The 19,084-nt window shown below is 57.7% G+C and carries 15 protein-coding genes and 1 pseudogene; 6 read left to right on the top strand and 10 right to left on the bottom strand.

Annotated features, from left to right (window positions below; genetic code table 11):
- Positions 1-50 precede the first annotated feature (50 nt).
- On the top strand, positions 51-1,517 hold the full coding sequence (locus M017_RS0114525; protein WP_051670101.1) for a sodium:solute symporter: 1,467 nt from the start codon (positions 51-53) through the stop codon (positions 1,515-1,517).
- Positions 1,510-2,883, top strand: a complete 1,374-nt coding sequence (locus M017_RS0114520) for an APC family permease (protein ID WP_031498818.1) — start codon at positions 1,510-1,512, stop codon at positions 2,881-2,883. The genes M017_RS0114525 and M017_RS0114520 overlap by 8 nt, the downstream gene beginning before the upstream one ends.
- Positions 2,884-3,252: 369 nt before the next feature.
- On the opposite strand, the gene M017_RS0114510 is transcribed toward M017_RS0114520, so the two are convergent.
- Entirely contained in the window at positions 3,253-5,490 is a 2,238-nt protein-coding gene (locus M017_RS0114510) for an exo-beta-N-acetylmuramidase NamZ domain-containing protein (protein WP_031498816.1), read from the bottom strand.
- Positions 5,491-5,793 (bottom strand): 4a-hydroxytetrahydrobiopterin dehydratase, encoded by a 303-nt coding sequence (locus tag M017_RS0114505; protein WP_031498815.1) that lies wholly within the window; start codon positions 5,791-5,793, stop codon positions 5,491-5,493.
- Positions 5,794-5,812: 19 nt separating this feature from the next.
- On the opposite strand from M017_RS0114505, the gene amrB reads away from it, so the two are divergent.
- Positions 5,813-7,012 carry an AmmeMemoRadiSam system protein B gene (gene amrB / locus M017_RS0114500; RefSeq protein WP_031498814.1) on the top strand — a complete coding sequence of 400 codons (1,200 nt, stop codon included), beginning with the start codon at positions 5,813-5,815 and terminating at the stop codon, positions 7,010-7,012.
- Positions 7,013-7,049: 37 nt separating this feature from the next.
- Positions 7,050-7,544: an ATP-binding protein gene (locus M017_RS26680; RefSeq protein ID WP_051670099.1), complete on the top strand. Its 495-nt coding sequence runs from the start codon at positions 7,050-7,052 to the stop codon at positions 7,542-7,544.
- Here M017_RS26680 and M017_RS30745 read toward each other — a convergent pair.
- The 6 genes and pseudogenes from M017_RS30745 to M017_RS0114470 form a co-directional block, all read right to left on the bottom strand.
- A pseudogene (locus tag M017_RS30745) lies at positions 7,455-7,787 on the bottom strand (VOC family protein); the annotation flags it as partial. The gene M017_RS26680 and the pseudogene M017_RS30745 overlap by 90 nt on opposite strands.
- A 25-nt stretch (positions 7,788-7,812) precedes the next feature.
- Positions 7,813-9,225 (bottom strand): sigma-54-dependent transcriptional regulator, encoded by a 1,413-nt coding sequence (locus M017_RS30270; RefSeq protein ID WP_031498812.1) that lies wholly within the window; start codon positions 9,223-9,225, stop codon positions 7,813-7,815.
- The gene (locus M017_RS0114485) at positions 9,218-12,055 is read right to left on the bottom strand and encodes a GAF domain-containing sensor histidine kinase (protein ID WP_035957813.1); all 2,838 of its coding nucleotides are present in this window, start codon (positions 12,053-12,055) and stop codon (positions 9,218-9,220) included. Before M017_RS0114485 ends, M017_RS30270 begins: the two co-directional genes overlap by 8 nt.
- Positions 12,056-12,181: 126 nt before the next feature.
- Positions 12,182-13,291: a mandelate racemase/muconate lactonizing enzyme family protein gene (locus M017_RS0114480; protein ID WP_031498809.1), complete on the bottom strand. Its 1,110-nt coding sequence runs from the start codon at positions 13,289-13,291 to the stop codon at positions 12,182-12,184.
- Positions 13,292-13,426: 135 nt separating this feature from the next.
- Positions 13,427-14,113 (bottom strand): LuxR C-terminal-related transcriptional regulator, encoded by a 687-nt coding sequence (locus tag M017_RS0114475; protein WP_202901655.1) that lies wholly within the window; start codon positions 14,111-14,113, stop codon positions 13,427-13,429.
- Entirely contained in the window at positions 14,073-15,491 is a 1,419-nt protein-coding gene (locus M017_RS0114470; protein ID WP_051670097.1) for an ATP-binding protein, read from the bottom strand. Before M017_RS0114470 ends, M017_RS0114475 begins: the two co-directional genes overlap by 41 nt.
- 122 nt (positions 15,492-15,613) lie before the next feature.
- On the opposite strand from M017_RS0114470, the gene M017_RS0114465 reads away from it, so the two are divergent.
- Both M017_RS0114465 and M017_RS0114460 read left to right on the top strand, forming a co-directional pair.
- On the top strand, positions 15,614-16,501 hold the full coding sequence (locus tag M017_RS0114465; RefSeq protein ID WP_031498805.1) for a bestrophin family protein: 888 nt from the start codon (positions 15,614-15,616) through the stop codon (positions 16,499-16,501).
- A gap of 10 nt (positions 16,502-16,511) precedes the next feature.
- Positions 16,512-17,387 carry a universal stress protein gene (locus M017_RS0114460; protein WP_031498803.1) on the top strand — a complete coding sequence of 292 codons (876 nt, stop codon included), beginning with the start codon at positions 16,512-16,514 and terminating at the stop codon, positions 17,385-17,387.
- Here the strand turns inward: M017_RS0114460 and bla are convergent.
- Both bla and rfbD read right to left on the bottom strand, forming a co-directional pair.
- On the bottom strand, positions 17,361-18,194 hold the full coding sequence (bla, locus tag M017_RS0114455; protein ID WP_031498802.1) for a subclass B3 metallo-beta-lactamase: 834 nt from the start codon (positions 18,192-18,194) through the stop codon (positions 17,361-17,363). The genes M017_RS0114460 and bla overlap by 27 nt on opposite strands.
- Before the next feature lie 5 nt (positions 18,195-18,199).
- Complete coding sequence (rfbD, locus tag M017_RS0114450; RefSeq protein WP_035957811.1) at positions 18,200-19,054, bottom strand: dTDP-4-dehydrorhamnose reductase; 855 nt, start codon at positions 19,052-19,054, stop codon at positions 18,200-18,202.
- Positions 19,055-19,084: the final 30 nt, after the last annotated feature.

Genomic DNA, 19,084 nt, shown 5'->3' with positions numbered 1-19,084 from the left:
TTGTTTCCGGGCCTGCAATGACAGGCCTTCCACGCAGGCTTGGTGGTAGCATGAGCGAGATGCGTTGGCTCGATTACGGTGTCATCCTCGCTTACCTTATCGGTATCACAGCATTTGGCTATCGTTTTCGCGAGAGCCAAAAGACATTGAAAGACTACTTCCTCGGAGGAAGAGACGCGCCGTGGTGGGCCATTGCCTTCTCCATCGTCTCGGCGGAAACCTCCACCCTGACCGTCATTGGCACGCCCGCCATCAGCTTCAACGGCAACTTTGGCTTCCTCCAGGTCGTTTTCGGCTATCTTCTGGCGCGCATCATCATCAGCGTACTCTTCCTTCCACAATATTTCCGCGGAGAAATGTTCACCGCCTACGAACTGATGCTGCGCCGCTTTGGGCCCAATATCCGCAAGCTGACGGCTGGATCTTTTCTCGGGCTGCGCGCGCTGGCCGAGGGGGTCCGGGTCTTCGCCATCTCGATTGTGGTCTCCATCGTGCTCGGCACCGGCGAACTCCTGAGCGCACTCGCCATTGTCAGCCTCACCCTGTTCTATACCTTCGAGGGAGGAATGACCGCTGTCATATGGACGGATGTCATTCAAATGTGTCTCTATGTCGCCGGCGCGATCCTCAGCGTTTTCGTCATTCTCCAGCAGATTCCAGGGGGCTGGGACCATGTCGCGGAGTTGGGCCGCGCCGCCCATAAGTTCCAAGTCTTTGATTTCGCAGTGTCGATGACACCGGCTTTCTTTGCTAAAACGTACTCGTTCTGGGCAGGTGTACTGGGTGGCTGCTTCTTGACGACGGCCTCGCATGGCACCGAACAACTGATGGTGCAGCGACTCCTTTCCGCCAAGAACGAGCGGGAGGCCCGGCTGGCTCTGTTCTCGAGCTGGTTTGTGATTCTCTTCCAGTTCACCTTGTTTCTGGTGATCGGCGTCATGCTCTGGGTCTACTATCAGGACGCCAATCTGCCCCCTCCGGAGCCCCGGGATCGGATTTATCCGAAGTTCATCTGGGATTTTCTCCCGCACGGGGTCAGTGGACTGGTGATTGCCGCCATTCTCGCCGCGGCTATGAGCAATCTGAGCGCCGCCTTGAATGCCCTGGCCTCTACCACCGTGATGGACTTCATCAAACCGGCCGACAAGGTGCAGCGTAGTGACTCGCAGTATCTGAGCCTTGCCAAGAAAATGACCGTTCTCTGGTGCGCCATCCTCTTGGGAATCGCACTCCTCGCCCGCAGTATCGAGAGCGTCCTGGAGGCCGGGCTGGGCATTGCCTCCATCATCTATGGCGCCTTGCTCGGCGTCTTCCTGCTGGGTCTGCTCACCAAGCGGACGGGCGAGCGCGCCGCCATGATCGGCATGAGCTGCGGGCTGGCCATCTCGATCTACGTAAAGTTCTACACCTCGATCGCCTGGACCTGGTACGTCCTGATCGGAAGCTCCATCACCTTCCTTGTCGCCCTCGCGGCCAGCTACCTCGTTACAGAGAGAGAGAAACGCTTACATGTCTGAAAAATTTACGCTTCGCCGCGACCTCGGTCTTTGGGGTGCGGCAGCGATCGTGGTTGGCACCGTAATCGGAAGCGGTGTCTTTGTTGTTCCCAAACGTGCGGTAATCGCAACCGGGTCCCCAGACTGGGTGACGCTGGTCTGGATTGTCGGCGGGATTCTCAGCCTGGCCGGGGCTCTGACCTATGCGGAATTGTCTTCCATGATGCCGGAAGCCGGAGGCGAGTATGTGTACCTTCGGGAAGCCTATGGCCCTTTCTTTGCATTCATTTACGGCTGGACTCAGTTCTGGGTGGCCAAATCGGGCTCGATTGCGACTCTGGCGAGCGGCTTCCTCATCTATCTGTCGAACTTTGTTCCGATTCTGGAACAGACCTTCGCTACAGTGCCCCTTCCACTGGGTCCAAACGGGGCTCACCTGGAGCTAAAGCTGGGGCAGTTGGCCGCTATGGGAGTGATTTTATTCCTCGCTGGCGTGAACTATTTCGGTGTTAAAGCAGGCGGACAACTGCAAATTGCAGTGACGATCGCAAAAGTTGGCCTGTTACTCGGCATCGTACTCCTAGGACTATTTTCTTCTCAGGGTTCCAGCGTCAACTTCACCACCTCCGTGATGCCTCAACCCGGGGGAGCCAGCGGTTTCTTTGTCGCGCTGGTGGCCATCCTGTGGGCCTACGATGGCTGGAACAACGTCAGCATGGTGTCCAGCGAGATCAAGAATCCCCAGCGGAACCTGCCGCTGGCCCTGATTTTCGGCACGCTGGGGGTCATGGCGATCTATCTGCTTGCCAACACCGCCTACTTCTATGTTCTGACCAGCGCCGAGGTGGCTGCCAGCGACCGCGTGCCGGCCGAGATGATGCGCAAACTCTTTGGAAACACAGGGGCAAACTGGGTTTCGGTAGCCGCCATGATCTCGATTTTCTCGGCGCTGAATGGCAGTATTCTGTCCGGGGGGCGAGTTCCTTACGCGATGGCCAAAGATGGCCTTTTCTTTAAGAAAATCGCAGAAGTTCACCCAACCTACCGTTCGCCCGCCCAGTCGATGTTGTGGCTGAGTCTGTGGAGTTCGGTACTGGTTTTTTCGGGTCAATATGACCAGCTGGCGGCTTGCGTGATCTTTGCGAGCTGGATTCTTTACGGCATGACGGCAGCGAGCGTGATCGTCCTCCGCCACAAAAGACCTGATCTTCCCCGCCCGTACAAAACCCTAGGTTATCCGGTGGTACCGGGGCTGTTTGTGATGGCTGCAATGCTGCTTATCTTCTTCACTCTAAAGGATCAACCACGAGAATCTATGATTGGATTGACGCTCATTGCGGCAGGAATTCCGTTTTACTGGTACTGGAGCCGTCAAAAAAAGATGTAACTTTTTGGCGACTAAGATTCTGTTCTATTTTCAGAACAAGCCTCTTGTATCAAAGCCAATAATCCGATATAACAGCAATAAGCTTGGTTACGCGCTTCTCTGGAGAAGGCGTGACGGCAGCTAATTTTTTGCGGAGGCTGTATCCGTGGACTTGATGAAAATTTTGGAAGATTTGCGGCGGGAGCGGGCCTCAATTGAGGAAGCTATTCTGACGCTCGAGAGGCTCGTCGAAGGCCGTGGCCGACGTCGGGGCCGTCCCCCCACATGGTTGGCTGAGGCCAGAAAACGCGGCACGTCCGACTCCGATTCGCCCGATCTGGACGATTCGGATGCGGAAGAGGCTCCGACCTCACGATTCGCTACGAAAGCTTAGGGGTAGATCAGATACTGCTGACGCTTGTCCAGGAACTTGCGCAAAGTCGAGTCCATCGACTTCCGCACGATTGACGCCGTCTCTCCCTGGGTGAGGCGGCGAATCGTATCCGCACTCCCAATGAGTTTTCGATTGACCCATAGGTCGAGGTGCTTGGGGTAAAGGCGTTGCAGGGTTTCCATCAGGCTCAAGCCAAGGAAGGTGGCATCAAACTCATCCCGATTGGTGAGTAAGAAGCGCACACCGTTCACCTTTTGACCGGCATAGTAGCTGGATTGGGGTTCGAAACTTGTCGGATAGACCCGGACTCCTGGAATCGCCATGCGATTCAAAGCCTCTGCTACAAGGTTTGCGTCCATCCAGGGCGCGCCCACCTGTTCAAAAGGAGCGGCAGTTCCCCGCCCGACCGATAGATTCTTGGAGAACTCCAACATAGCAATCCCGGGGTAGAGTGTGGCCTGCGTCAGGCTGGTCATATTGGGGGAGGGATTGACCCAGGGCAAGCCCGTCTGGTCAAACCAATCACTCCGCCGCCAGCCACTCATCGGCACCACGGTGAGCTTCGCCTTCTTGGAAAGTGTATCGTTGGCAAAGCGCGCCAACTCCCCCATCGTGAACCCGTGCCGCACAGGAATGGGCAGGCAGCCCACAAAGCTCATTTCCGCATCGTCAATCATCGGACCTTCAACGTGTTCGCCAGTCACTGGATTTGGCCGATCCAGTACGACAAATTCAATATTCAACTGCGCGGCGACTTCCATCGCATTCTTCATCGTGCAACCGTAGGTGTAGAAGCGCGCACCCATATCTTGAATATCAAAGACGAGGGTATCGATCCCTTTGAGATTCGCGGCATTCGGCTTGCGCCGCTCGTCATAGTAGAGACTATGGACGGGTAGCTTGGAGACGGGATCTCGCGAGTCCACCACTTTTTCGTCGTCCAACTTTCCGAGAATTCCATGCTCGGGACTGAACAAAGACTGCAATTGGACACCGCCACGAAGCATCAAATCGATATTTCGTTGGCCATCGCGCGACAGCCCGGTGTGATTTGTGATTAAACCCACACGTTTTCCGGCCAAGCTGCGAAATTTCTCTTCCACCAAACGGTCCAGGCCAGACAAGGTCACTTTTTCTTTTTGCATGGCGGCAGCCGAGAAATTCCGGCTGACATAAGCTGCGGCCACACTCGCCACCCGGCCGCGTAAAGGGGTGATGACGCTTCCACGCTTGGGATGCACCGCGTTGGACATCAGGATGACGTAACTTTCAGTGGAGGGGTCAATCCAGAGGCTGGTTCCGGTGAACCCGGTATGCCCGAAAGAGCCGATCGGATAGAGATCGCCACGATTGCCGGAAAAGGGCGTATCGATATCCCAGCCCAAGCCGCGCAAGGCAGGCAGATTCGCCGGAGACTGCGGCCGGGTGGCCTGGGCAATCATCAGTGGCGAGAAGAGCGGCTCGCCTTTGCGCAAATACATGCGTGCGAATTTCGACAAGTCGTCGGCCGTTGTAAACAAGCCCGCGTGCCCCGCCACACCGCCCATAAAGCGCGTGGTCTCGTCATGGACAACACCCCGAAGCGGCGTCTCCGTGGGAGCAATCCGGGAGAGCAGCGAGGCATCCGGCAGATAGCCGCTGTCATTCATCTCCAGTGGCTGGAAGATCCGTTCTTTTGCGAACACATTCAGCGGCTGCCCGCTCACGCGGCGCACGATCTCGCCAAGCAGGATGAAATTGATGTCGCTGTAGACAAACTTCACACCCGGCTCGCCAGTTGGCTTGTCGATGAGCGCCTTCTGAATGCCGAGATCATAGCCGCTCCAGGCGGGATCGAGATCGAGATCGGGCCGAAGACCGGAGTAGTGGGTCATCAGTTGCCGGACCGTGATCTCACTCTTGCCGCCTTGGAATTCAGGCAGATAGGCCGTCACCCGATCGTTGAGCCGGACCTTGCCATCTTCGATCAAACGCAGCATCGCACTGGTGGTGGCAACCACCTTGGTGAGGCTGGCGGCGTCAAAGATCGTATCGAGGGTCATCGCCTCGCGAGTGGGAACGAGTGCGCGCTGGCCATAGGCCTTGCGGTGGAGGATGCGGTCCCGGTACCCGACGATGCAGACGGCGCCTGGGATCTCACCTTTTGCTACTGCGGCTTCAATCACCGCATTCAGCTGCGGGATTTCCTGACCCGCCAGCACCCCGGCCATCGCCAACAGTAGCAGTTTCTTCATTTACTTCTTCACTTTCTCCGCAAGCTTGTCAATCTCACGCGCCATTTTGAAATCCCGTTCCGTCAGTCCGCCGACGTCGTTGGACATCAGAATAAACTCGGTCTTGTTATAGACGCAGCGAAACTCGGGATGGTGATTCATGCGCTGCGCCAGCAGGGCAACACTCGTCAAAAAACCGAAGGCTTCGACAAAGCCATCGAACTCGTAGGTTCTCAGAAGTTTCCCGCCAAAGATCAGTTTCCAGCCTGGCAAGGTCAAAATCTCAGTTAAGACTGCTTCCTCATTCAACTTTTCAGAGCTCATCTTGCTTATGATAAACGCTATGTCCGAAGTACTCGCGCCTTTGCGGCGCAACCTGGACGCCATGCCCTCGCCAGACCCGGAGCACCCCGGCCTTCTTCTCAGGGATTCGTTTGGCTATTCGGAACGCGTATTGGTGATTCCCCCACAACTCGTTCCGGCCCTCCAATTTTTTGACGGCGCTTCGTCGACGAACGACCTGCGCGAGTGGCTGGTCCGCGTCACCAACAGCTTTGATGTGGGTGATCAGTTGCAGCAACTCGTGGCCGCGCTCTCAGAAAGTGGCTTTCTGGAGAATGAGACTTACTTCGAGCTTCGTGACAATGCGCACAAGCAGTTTGCCGAGATGCCTGTGCGGCCGCCAGCCTTTGCCGGCGCGGCTTACCCGGAGTGTCCCGAGGATTGCCGCCGCTACTTCGATCAGTTTCTCGAAGATGCCCCTACGCTCGCACCAAGCCCCGGCAGGCTGGTGGGCATCGCAGCACCTCATGTGAGCTATGAAGGAGGCTGGGAATGCTATCGCGATGCGTTCACGGCGCTGCGCGAGATGGGGCCGGAGCGCACCTATATCGTGCTGGCGACCAGCCATTATGGGGAGCCCGAAAAATTTGGCATCACGCGCAAGCCCTTTCTCACTCCCTATGGCCAGACGACGCCCGCCCTCGACCTGCTGGACGAGATCCAGGCACTTGCTCCCGATGCGCTCATTGCGGAAGACTTCTGCCACGTCATGGAGCACTCGGCGGAATTCCATGTGCTTTGGCTCCAGCATCTGTTCGGCCCTGAGGTGAAGGTGCTGCCCATTCTCGTCGGGTCCTGCTTTGCCGATTCGCCCGATGCCAACCCGCATCTAGCCGCCATGCTGCACGCCCTGCGGACGATCGCCGAAAAGCACGGTGATCAGTTGGGCTGGGTCTTGTCGATCGATATGGCGCACATGGGCCCGCGCTACGGTGACGAGCGGAGCTACGACGAGGGAGACGCCGGCATCGAGCGCAACGACCAACGCCGTATCGAAACACTCACCCAAGGCGACATCGATGCCTTCTGGACCGATGTCCGCAAGGACGATGACCCCTGGAAGTGGTGCGGCAGCGCTCCGCTCTATACTTTCTATCGCGCCCTTCCCGGTGTGCGGGCGGAACTGCTCCGCTACAGCCATTGGGATATCGATGAAGCAAGTGTCGTCTCCTTTGCGGGGATGCGCTTTCACCAGGGTTAAGATTCGAAGTCTCGAAAAAGATAGATAGAATCAACATTTGGAAAGCCTGAAGATCGAAGTCTTGGCGCATACCAGCCGGTGGCTGACGCTTCTTGTGCCGGCCCAGCTCAGTTGCGGGGATGAAGCATTGAAAGCAATGCTCGCCAGCAAGGTGCTTCACGGCATTGAAGCAGAACAAGGGTTGAAAGATAACTTCCTTTCTGCGGTCCGGGAGTTGCTGTTCAACGGCATCGAGCATGGCGGCAAGTTGGATCCGGAGGTGCGAATCCGGATCGACCTGCTGCATTCCAATCGAGCGATCAGTTGTTTTGTGAGGGATCCTGGGGCGGGTTTCGATATGCGTGAGATGCGTCACGCCGCCATCAATAACCCGCCTGAAGACGCTGTGCTCCATGCACAGGTTCGTGAAGACAACGGACTCAGACCCGGGGGCTACGGGATTCTATTGGCATCGAGCTTTGTCGATGAGTTGATCTACAACGAGCATGGCAACGAGGCACTGATCGTCAAATACCTTCATTCCAACAAGTAGACTTTTCGTATCTTGGCCAGTCCGATGCTCGACATACTGCAGGATACGGTCGGCACAACCTGCCAGGAAACTCCAAACTTCCGCGGCTTGCCGTTCACGACCCGAGAGAGGCCGTCCTGGAAGGTGGGGTTGAGCGTGGGCTCCGCTGGCAGGCCTGGGGTCAATTTCCGTCACCCTCGCATTGGGGAAGAGAGAGACATAGAAATCGACAGCCGACTCAGCGGTGTGATTGCACCAGAGGCAAGTCGTAACCTTTGATTCCGAAGTTCTAACGTTTTTTGACGTTAATTGCCAGCCGTTTGATCTTCTGGTTGAGCGTCGACAAAGGAATGCGCAGCGTTTCCGCCGCTTCCGTCTGGCTCCAGTTGGTGCGGTCGAGGTGGTCCATGATGACCTTGCGTTCAAAGTCCGCAACGATCTCATAGAGGCTCGCGTCGGCAGGCAGAGCTTCGCTCTCGTCTTTGCGGATGCGCACGCCGCCAGCCTGCAAGAGGTGCTCCGGCAGAAGACTGGCGTTGACTTCCGCTTCGCTCGATAGAACGATCGCGCGCTCGACCACGTTCTCCAGTTCGCGGACATTGCCGGGCCAGTTGTGGTCCATCAGGATTTGCATCGCTTCGGAATCAAAACGGAGCAGGCTGCGCCCGGCGGGACCGAGGAGCTTTCCATTCTCAGTGGAGTAGAGATTCGCGAAGTGTTCGATCAGCAGAGGGATATCTTCTTTGCGATCGCGTAAGGCAGGCATGGGTAGATGGACCACGTTCAGGCGGTAGTAGAGGTCGTCACGAAACTTGCCCTCCTCAACAGCCTTGCGCAGATCGCCCGAGGTGGCCGCCAGCACCCGGATATCGAGGGCAATCGTCTCGCCCGATGGGGGCGTGAACTCGCGCTCCTGGATGGCATGGAGCAGCCCAGCCTGCATGTCGGCAGTGAGAGCCGTCACTTCATCGATGAAGAGTGTGCCGCCATTCGCCAATTCCAGATAGGGCTTCTTCGCACCGGCCAAACCAATGCCGAAGAGTGCCGAATCGAGAACGTCCGAAGGAAGCGAGCTGGTGTTGACCGTGACAAAGGCCCGGTCGGCGCGCGTCGAATTCGCGTGGATCGACTTGGCGACCAGTTCGCGTCCCGTGCCGGCCTCCCCACTGATGAGGATGTTCGCGCGACTGGGAGCCACTTGCGTCACCATGTCGAGCAGCTTCAACATGCGCTCGCTTTTGCCGATGATGTTCGAGAAACTGTAGCGCTGCTTCAGCGCCCGCTTGAGCTCCACATTCTCGCGGGCCAGGTGGCTGGCGGCGATCATGCGATCGATCTCGATGACCAGCTTCTCGTTGTCCCAGGGCTTGGAGAAGTAGTCGTTCGCGCCGGCCTTGAGCGCCTCCACCGCCACCTCGATGCTGCCATAGGCGGTGAGCAGGAAGACGGGCGTGGCCCCGTCCTTCTTCCGGATCTCAGCCAGAGTTTCAATGCCAGTGAGATCCGGCATCATCAAGTCGAGCAGGATCAGGTCGTAGCTGCCTTTGGACAGCTTATCGAGCCCTTCCATCGCGCGAGTCGCAAGATCAACACGAAAGCCTTCTCCGGTGAGCAGGAACTCCAGACTCTCCCGGATATCGGCTTCATCGTCAATCACCAGAATGTGACCCTTGGAGGGTGCTGTCAGTGGGGGATTAGACATGGACAGTTTTTTTCACGAGAGGGAAGTCCAGCCGGAAACGCGTGCCCTGATTGGGAGCACTGGTGACTTCAATCGATCCACCGTGTTCTTGTACGATACCGTAGCTGATGGACAAACCGAGGCCGGTTCCTTTTTTTGCGCCTTTTGTGGTGAAGAAGGGGTCAAAAATGCGGTCCACATGGTCGGCGGAAATGCCGGCGCCGGTGTCGGCAATCTCAATGTGAGCGACATCGCCATCGGAGTACGAACGGATTGTCAGCACGCCTCCGCCCTCCATCGCATCGCGGGCATTGAGGAAGAGATTCAGGAACACCTGCTGCATCTTTCCTTGATTCCCTTTGATCTGCCCCAGACTCTCGTCAAGTTGGAAGGCGACCGTCACACGGGCTTTCTCGAGCTGGTGCTCGATCAGGCTCGCCGTATCGCGCACGACACGATTCAGGCTAACCTCAGACCAATCGAGGGTCGAGGTACGGGAGAAGTTCAACAGCGAGTTGACGATCTCCGAGGCCCGGAAGGTCTGCTTGGCAATCTTGTCAAGCAGGATCGTTTTCTCATCGCCATTCATGCGCTTGGAGAGCATCTGCGCATAGGTCGAGATCACGGCGAGCGGCGTGTTGACCTCGTGGGCCACACCCGCAGCAAGCAGACCGATCGAACTCAGCTTGTCCGCCTGGACCAGGCGGCTTTCAAGGTCGGCCCGGTCGGTGATGTCATCAAAGATGATGAGACGGCCGATCTGGGTCTGGTCTTTCGAGAAGAGTGGCGCAATCGCGATATTGAGCAGCACCTCGCGCTGTTTGCCCTTGCGGGCAAGACGCGCCTTGTAGACATGTTGGATGCCAGGACTATTGGAGCGCTCGGCCAAAGTAGCCACCAGTTCGATGGGCAGCACTTGCTCGAGACGCTTGCCGATGGCCGCCTCGCGGGTGACGCCAGTGAGGCGCTCCAATTGCGAATTCCAGGAACCGACCGAGCCATCCAGGTCTGCCGCGAGGATGCCGACATTGATCGATTCGACAATGTTTTCGCTGAATTCCTTGAGCCGCTCATTCTCTTCAACCTTGCGCTGGAGGCTGCGGTAAAGACGGGCGTTGTCAACCGTGATGCCAACGCTATTGCTCAAGGTGACCAGCAGTTCGAGATCATCCGAGGTGAGGAAGTCGCCCTTGCTCGTGCGGCTCACGCCGAGGAAGGCGATGGTCTGCCCGCGGACCGTGCAGGGGATGTAATAGGTGAGATCGAGTTCAGAAATGGTTTGGCGCGTCGAGTGCGAATACTCGCCAAACACATAGTCCGGATTGAACTTGGTGCGCTCAAAGAACAGATACGGCTTGCCAATCGCCTCCCGCAGAAAACCCAGATTCGGGTACGAAGGCACAACCGAAGGCCGGGAGCCGTGGACCAGACTGAGTTCAAAGTCGAGAGGATTGTCTTCGTTGCTGAGGAAGAAGGCGACGTGCTGGACGTTCAGAGTATTGAGCAGACGCGAGGCAACGCCGTGGAGCGATTCTTCGAGGTCATTCTCACTCGACAGTTCGCGGGCAAAGTCGAGCAGGGTGCGGCGGTAGTCGTAGGATTCCCGATAGAAGACATAACGATCGAGGTTCTCCTGCAGCCAGTTCCGAATCGGCTGGAAGATGAAGGTGGCAACCAGGATCAGCACAACAACGGCGGCGGGCGGCAGTTCTTCCACCCGGCCAAAGCTGAACAGCAGGCCATAGATCACCGCCAGAACGGCTAGCGAGGCGAGGGTATAGACATAACCCTGCTGGAAGATCACGTCGACGTCCATCAGCCGGTAGCGCAGGATCGCGTAGGCCCAGGCCAGCGGAATGAGCGGGAGGCTGAGGACCGCCGCCTTCATCAGGCCGCTGGGCAGCACACCGAAAGAATACGGAATGACGTAGAACAGCGTGAAGGGCAGGATGCCGATGATGGCCCCATTACGCAGCCACTTCATCTGCTGGCGCAGGATCGAGTCTTCCACCCGACGCTGCTTGTAGCCGAGGATTGCGGCCCCCAGCAGATAACCGCCGCTTAAGAAGGGGAGCCAGAGACGGTCCAGATACCAGCGCACTTCGACCAGCGACACCTGGTAGCGCAAAACCCCCATCGCCGTGAGCACATAAAGCGCAATGAGCAAGAGCGACGGCACATAGATCAGGAACTGGCGGAAGACGCCCCGCAGACGGCGGGGGACTTCCGGGAAGGTGGCGCAAAAGTGGACAAAGAGAGCCGGCGCCAGAAAACCGGCCACCACATTGGACCAGTAGATCACCTTGTCAAAAGGATTTAGCTTGCCGGTGTAGTGGAAGCAGGAATAGACAAAGGAGCAGAGGCAGAGCAGGAAGAAGTGGCGGGCTTTGGGTGCACTCTCGCGGCGGAAGTAGACAAAGAGTCCGATGCCGAGATAGGCAAGGCCAACCGCAGTGAGGTAATAAATGGTCCGCTCCGGACCCAACTCCTCAATCCGGACAGGCTTCTTGACCTCCACGTTGTCCTGGTAGAGGTAGTAGTCGACAGTGAGCCACGGTTTCCCGAAAAGGATGGCCGGGATGTCGCTACTGGAGCGAATTTTCACCGTACCGATGCGATCGAGAACTTCCCAACGGTGGATGCCCGCGCGCTCGCCGGAAGAGCCTTTTTTGACATCAAGCGCAACGACATACGGACGGCCATCCGGGGAGGTGCGATCCACCCACGTGATGCCGTCCGTACAGAGAAGGTACTTAAATTGCTGGCGGAAATTGATTCCGGCCGCAACAAGGGCAGCTACCGTCAGGACGACGAATAACGCGCCGACAAACTGGCCCTTAAGCTCCTTCATCACAACCCTTCTGCAACACAATTCAGGGCAATTGCCCTGATTCAACTCTTATCGCCATAATATCCAATTTTTCAACTGTTTGCGCTCAGGGGATGAGCCGATTCGGAAGTGGATTCCGCGTGATTGCTAACTCCAGACCTGGAATTCCGGGGCGACACGGCGGCGGGTGAATTGCTGTTGATAGGCTTCTTCGTTCAGATCGACGCCGAGACCGGGGCCGGTGGGCTTCGCCGCCATTCCGTTCTTCACCACCGGCGGATTGGTCGCCATGGCAAGCACTCCGCCATTGGGACCCCCCATGGCTGCCTCGCTGGTGAGGAAGTCCATGATCGAGAGGCCCACATGGATGCAGGACATCGTCAGGTGGATGCCGCCGACGTTGTGCGTGGCGATTGGGATGCGGAAGACCGACGCCATGGCTGCGATCTTCATAAAGGCCGTGATCCCGCCGCAGAAGGCAATGTCGGGATAAATATAGTCCACCGCCTGCTCCTTCAAGAACGGGTAGAACCCTTGTGGCATTTCACATTTTTCGCCGGTCAGCAGCGGGACCTTGATGTCGCGCTTGAGGGCGACCCAGGAGTCGGAGAACTGGGGCGGCAGCGGGTCTTCAAACCATTTCGGCTGGATCTCTTCCACTGCTCTGGCCATCGCCTTGGCGGTCGCCAGATCGTATTCGTTGTGGCAGTGGACCATGATGTCGTAGTCGAGGCCCAGTTCTTTGCGGACATTGCCAAAGGAGGTATGCAGCTTGTTGATGTCGCGGGCCGACAGGGCGGTGGTGTATTTGCCCATTGGAATGCCGAAGACGGTATGGGTATTGATCTTGCAGGCCCGGAAGCCCAGCGGACTGGCGCGGAATTGGTCAGCCCAGTCCTTGATCGATTTCGGGTCGAGCATATCCCGCGGCTCGGTATTGATAAAGAAGGGGACCTCTTCGCGGAAGGAGCCGCCCAGCAATTTGTAGACCGGAACATTAAGCAGCTTTCCGGCCAGATCCCAGAGCGCCATGTCGATGCCACTCATGGCGGGAATCCGCGACATATAGGTGTGCATGAGCGTCGTCATGCGATGGAAGTGGTAGCCGATGGCGAGCGGGTCCTGGTCAAGGAGCAACGGTTTGTATTGCTCCATCCAGCCCTTCATCATGGCGGGAGTCACACCGGATTCGCCCATCCCCGAGATGCCCGCATCGGTATCGATCCGGATCTGGGTGTGCGTACCCGAGGCTCGCATCTTCACATCGGTGATTTTGACTTTGCCGATATCAGCGCAGCTAGTTTTTCAAGCGGGGCAAGGATGCCCGCCAAGGGCATGGCGAGAGCAGAACTCAGGAAGGTGCGGCGTTGCATGACAGGTCAAGTTCTATCATCATTCGCGGAGTTGTTCGAGATAATTCTCGAGCGCAATGCGAACGAGTTGGCTTCGCGTGCGGACCCCGGTCTTGGCAAACAACGATTGGATCGAAGCTTTGACCGCACTTTCCGAAACCCGGAGTTGGAGCGCAATTTCTTTGTTCGCCAGCCCCTCGAGCAGAAAGCGGAGGATCTCCCGGTCCCGAGCCGTGAGACTGGGAGCAGGCTGCTCCATTTCGTTGGTTGCCGAGGCGATCAAACCGCGCAGATAGTCCTGCTCGATGAGCGTTCTGCCCTGGGCTACTTCCCGGATGCAGCGTTGCAGATCGGCTGGTGCATGGAGCTTATGGAAGATGCCAGAGACACCATTGCGGATCAAGGTCAGCGCATCGCGATCCGGCAGGCCAGCGGTGACCAGCAGGATCCGGCCCTGAAATTTCTCGCGCGCCAGCGTATCCACTACCTGCACGGCAGTCTTTTCCCCGAGGTCGTAATCGAGAATCAAGACATCCGGCTGGAGGACGGGAATGGAAAGCATCGCCTCTGCAATGTTCCCGGAGGCGCCCACGATTTCAAAGTCGTTATCGGTCGCCAGCAGGCTCAGCAGACCTTCGCGAAAGAGCGCGTGGTCGTCGAGCACATAGAGACGAATGCGCGCAGAGCTAGAGATGGGGCTTCCGCTTTCCGTGGAGGGTGACGTCAAACTGGCATCCTTTCTTCGTGGGGATGTGAATTAGGTCGCCGCCAAAGCTGCGGGCGAGCATGCGAGAAATGTAGAGGCCGAGCCCGGTGCCGTCGGAATTGGGACGGAAGGGCTGGAAGAGTTCATCCGGGTGCATCAACCCAGGACCAGAATCGTTGAAACTGAGCCGAACGCCCTGCCCCTCTTGCGTGGCCTGCACGCAGAGTTCGCGCACCTCGGAATCGGAGACAGCTCGCAGAGAGTTCTGTGTCAGGTTGAGAAAGATCTGGAGCAGGCCATGTGCGTCGGCGTGGACCTCAGGCAGATTGTCCGCAATCCTCCAGTCGATGACGCTGTCATTGTCGCGCCAGTCCGGCTCGATGATGATCCGCAATTGCTGGAGAACAGCCGGAATCGAAACCGCAGCGGCGTGAGCATCAGCCTCTTTGCGCAGCTCGAAGCTAGCCATGTGCGAGAGGCCTTCAATCAAGTGAGAGAGCGCATTGAAATCTGCATTCTGCTTGAGATCCTCGCGGCTGGAAAGCACGGAACAAAGGACAGAGGCCGCCGAACAGAGGTTCCGGATCTCGTGAGAAACCGCGCCAGCCAGCAAGCGGTTGTAATCGAGAAGGTGCTTGAAGTTCTCCCGCTCCCGGTCGCGAATCTCCTCAGAAACGTCGACGATAATTGCCGCCAGATGGCGGTCGCGGCCTTCTCCATAAGTTGAGAACCAAGTGGCAATTGGAAAGGCCGAAGAGTCTGCTTTGCGTCCCCAGGTCCAGGCCGAGGCGCGCATCTGCCGCGGTCCGCTCGGCACCTGCAACGCATTCCCGAGCGTCGCAACGTACTCAGAAACCTGCCGGCCCACCAGTGGGTGCTTTGCTTCGTCGAGGAACATTTCGGACGCCGAACGATTTGCGGCAACGATGGTGCCGGAGTGGTCAATGGTGAGGATCGCGGCTGGACTCGATTCCACCAGAATGCGGAGTTGATGCTCGGCTTTCCGGCGCAACTCCTGTTCGAGTCCCAGGCTCGCATAGTAGGCCAGTACCGTACGCCGGTTGCGGCTCATTTCCACCACCAGCAGGCCCAGTCCGGAAAAAGCCAGCGTCGCCATCGCAAAGCGTAGCAGATGCTCCAGTTGCGCCTCTTGTGGCGTGAAGAGGCCACGGATGTACGCGCAGGTGACAGCAAGGACAATGATCTCGAATCGCCCCAGTACGGTAGCAGCAGCCATGATCGGGAAGACATAGAGAATCCCCAGCGAGTAATCGATGTGGAGATACCATTCCAAGCCCGCCAGGAGCCCAATCAGCGCAACTGTGAGAGGAAGCACATAGTGCCTCCGGAAGGAGGTCTCTGGCAGGGGCAGCCCAAGGATGGTGAGGCGAGTGGGCATGGGTTTTGTTAATTTATCTTAACCGATCAAAAGATAGTTTTGCCGGATCGAAGGATGACGGATCGATATCTAGAATGTCGGAGCAGGAGCCGGTAAGGTCGAGATGTGGGTAAAAAACTTTAATGATTGTACGCGACCATTTGCCCCTGCGACGGATGTGGCCAACAGTGGCCAACCGGCTGGTGCTTCTATTTTTGTTCGATTTGACCATCGCCATGCTATACACCTTAGCGGACTGGAAGGCATTGGCTTTGCCGGGCTTGCCACTGAGCACGATGGGAAGCGCGATCGGAATCTTTCTGGCCTTCCGCACAAACTCTGCTTATGAGCGGTGGTGGGAAGCACGAACGCTTTGGGGCGGGCTGGTCAATGCCTCGCGCACTCTTGCCCGGCAGGTGCTGACTCTGGTGGATGGTGGAGAGACGCCCAATGCCTGGCAGAAGACGATGTGCAACCTGCAGATCGCCTTTATCGCCGCCACGCGTTGCCGGCTGCGCAAACAGAATCCATTTCCGGAATTGCAGAAGCTGTTGGGCGAGACGGAAATCGAGATGTTGCGGACGCATAACAATGTTCCATCCGCGATCTTACTGCAGATGGGCAAGCAACTCCAGAAGGCGAAGATCGGCGAGTTCCGGTGGATGCAACTGGATCGCAGTCTGACCGAACTGACGACGCTGCTGGGAAGTTGCGAGCGTATCAAAACGACGCCACTGCCACGGCAGTACGACTTCTTCCCGAGGGTACTGGTGAACGTCTATTGCGTACTTCTGCCCCTCGGACTGGTGGAAGGGATGGGCCTGATGACACCGCTGGCCTCGACTCTGGTGAGCTTTATTTTCATCGCACTCGATACAGTGGGCCGCGAAATCGAAGCTCCTTTTGAAAACACGGTTCACGATACGCCGCTCACCAGCCTGTCCCGGACGATTGAGGTGAATGTGCGGCAGCTGTTTGGCGAAAGCGAAATCCCGGCGGAAGTCCAGCCGGTGGACGGATTCCTGTACTGAGGTGAAAGACATGAAGACACAGAAAAAACTCTTGTTTGTTACGAATTTTTCGGAAGCATGCTTTCATGCAATTCCCGGGCCGGCGGAGTGGGTGGATCGGGAACAGGGCGAACTGACCCTGTTACACGTCCACGCGCCGGGCAAGAGGCAGGGTGAGATTGCGGGCGCCCGGCTGAAGTCCTTCTTCAGCGAGGCCGACCACTATGCGCAATGCAGCCGGGTTCTGCTGGCTGGAGATCCGGTGACGGAGATCGTGGACTACTGCCGCCGGGAAAATCCGGAGCTGGTGTTTTGCCCGGCCAGCCAACCGCTGGGCTTTCCGAGACTCTTTCACCGGTCGATGCGGGCAGAACTGGTGCGCGCCGGAGTGCGCATCTGGACCCGTGGCCGTGCCGAGCAACTGTCGCCGATAGCCAGTAAGCCAAAGAATGTCTCCTATGTGATGACGGGGCACCCCACCTGGATTGAGGAAGCAAGCTGGGCGGCGGAACTGGCGCGAAGCGCTGGCGCCACCCTGCACATCATCTACCAGACCCCGTGGCCGGAAGTGCATGAAGGCATGGTGGCCGCAGACATTCGCCTTGAGAAGCCGAACGTTTCGCTCCAGGAACTGCAGCGGCTGGAGGATCAGTTTGGCCTGCGCACCTCGCTGCATGTGACGGCAGGAACGCGGTCTCGCGATCTCGGCCGTCTGCTCGCCGACTGCCAGACGGATCTTGCCGTCGTAGGAGAAAAGCACGCGGTTCGCCATACTCTGTTCAGCTCTTCGATCAATGCGGAACTCGAACGCTTGCACTGCGAAGTGGTGTGCCTGCCGGTGAAGCCACTGACGACAGCAACCGAATCGACAGAACTCGTTTTATCGCAGCCGTTGCTGGGCCGCTAATTCTTTGCGGAAGGCCTGCTCGCGCTCAGCAACATAAGCCTGGTAGCCAGAAGGATCCACAAACGGATTCGCCCCTCCGGACTTCAGCTTCGGGTACTTCGCCGCAAGCCCGTAATAGGCGCCATGGGCGCCGAGGAAGAGATCGCAGGGGAGAGACTTGAGCACCTTGAAGGTCTTTTCAAAATCCGCCGCCATTCCCGGATAAGCCGGGTTATCGAGCAGCTTGTAGCCAGTGTTCACGTTCGGGCTTCCGATGATGACGGCGTTGTAGGACTTGCCGCCGTCTTTCACGGTCAGGGTCCAGGTGGTGCAGCCCTTGGTGTGGCCTGGGGTGAGGTGGGCCGTCAGGGTGTTGCCCCCGAGTCTGACCGTGTCGCCGTCGTGGAGGATGCGATCGACCGTAGTGGGGCGAACCAGCGATTGCGGATCCCGGCCATATTGGAAATTCGATTTGCCGCCGTCGAGGATTTCCGGAACGTCAGCGTCCATCACCATATATTTCGCCTTGGTCAGCTCTTTGATCTTTGCGCTGCCCGCATTGTGGTCCCAATGCGCGTGGCTGATCAGAAGGATCTTCACATCTTCAAAGCGGAAGCCTAGTTTCTCCACTGAGGCTTTGAGCTGCGGGACCTCGCTCTCGAGATTGCTATTGATCAGAATGTGCCCCTGCGGTGAAGTCACCAAGAAGCTGGCCAGACCTTCGCTGCCGACATAGTAAAGATTGTCTGCAACCCTGTGAGGAGGAAAGGGGTTGGTCCAATCGCTGGTCTGGGCAAAGAGAGTGAGAGTCAGAAGAAACTTCAGCATGGGGTTCACCTGTTTTGGAAGTAGAGAGCGATCTGTTCGTCGAGGCTCGGAAAAGCTTTGATGGGGAGTGCCGCCAGACGTGTGTTCTCGAGAGCCGAGTATTTCGGGCGGCGCGCCGGGGTGCGGTATTCGCGTTCGGTGGTGGGCTTCAACTCCGGCGAAACGCCAGCCTTGGCGAAGATTTTCGCGGCGTAGTCATACCAGGAGATCGCTTCCCCGCCCCCGGTATGGAAGACTCCGGTCTGCTTGCTCTCGACCAGATCGGCAGTGACCCGCGCAAGTTCCGGAGCATAGGTAGGCGAGGCGACATGATCCTGCACGACACGGAGAGGCTGGCCTTTTGCGGCAAGACGGAGCATCGATTCAATGAAGTTCCCACCCGCCGTGCGCACCCCGGCAGGGCCGAAGACACCGCTGGTGCGTAAGACAAGGGCGGAGTCGCAATAGGCCTGGGCGTAGAGTTCTCCAGCCAGTTTTGAGACGCCATAGGCGCTCAAGGGGCGAACAAGATCATCTTCCCGGTAGGGGCGTCCGGCCATGCCGTCAAAGACATAGTCGGTAGAAAAATGCACCAGCCGGGCGTCCGATTGCCGGCAGGCAACGGCCAGGTTCCGGACAGCCAGGCCGTTCACCGCATAGGCAACCTGCGGTTCGGTCTCGGCGACGTCGACTTTATTATAGGCAGCGGCATTCAACACCAGGTCGGCTTCCATGGCGGCGACCGTCGATTCGACTTGAGCGGCATCGCAAATATCGACACTGCGACGGCTGAAGCCCCTCACCTGATGGCCACGTTCGTTGAAAACACGGACCAATTCCACTCCGAGCTGACCCTCGGAACCAAATACTGCTACTTTCACAGATGCTCTCTCGCTTTCGCCAAAATGGCC

Origin of the sequence: Bryobacter aggregatus MPL3, assembly GCF_000702445.1 — a bacterium.
Classification (GTDB): Bacteria; Acidobacteriota; Terriglobia; order Bryobacterales; family Bryobacteraceae; genus Bryobacter; species Bryobacter aggregatus.
Note: the sequence above shows the minus strand (reverse complement) of the source record. Positions and strands in the feature narration are given on the sequence as shown.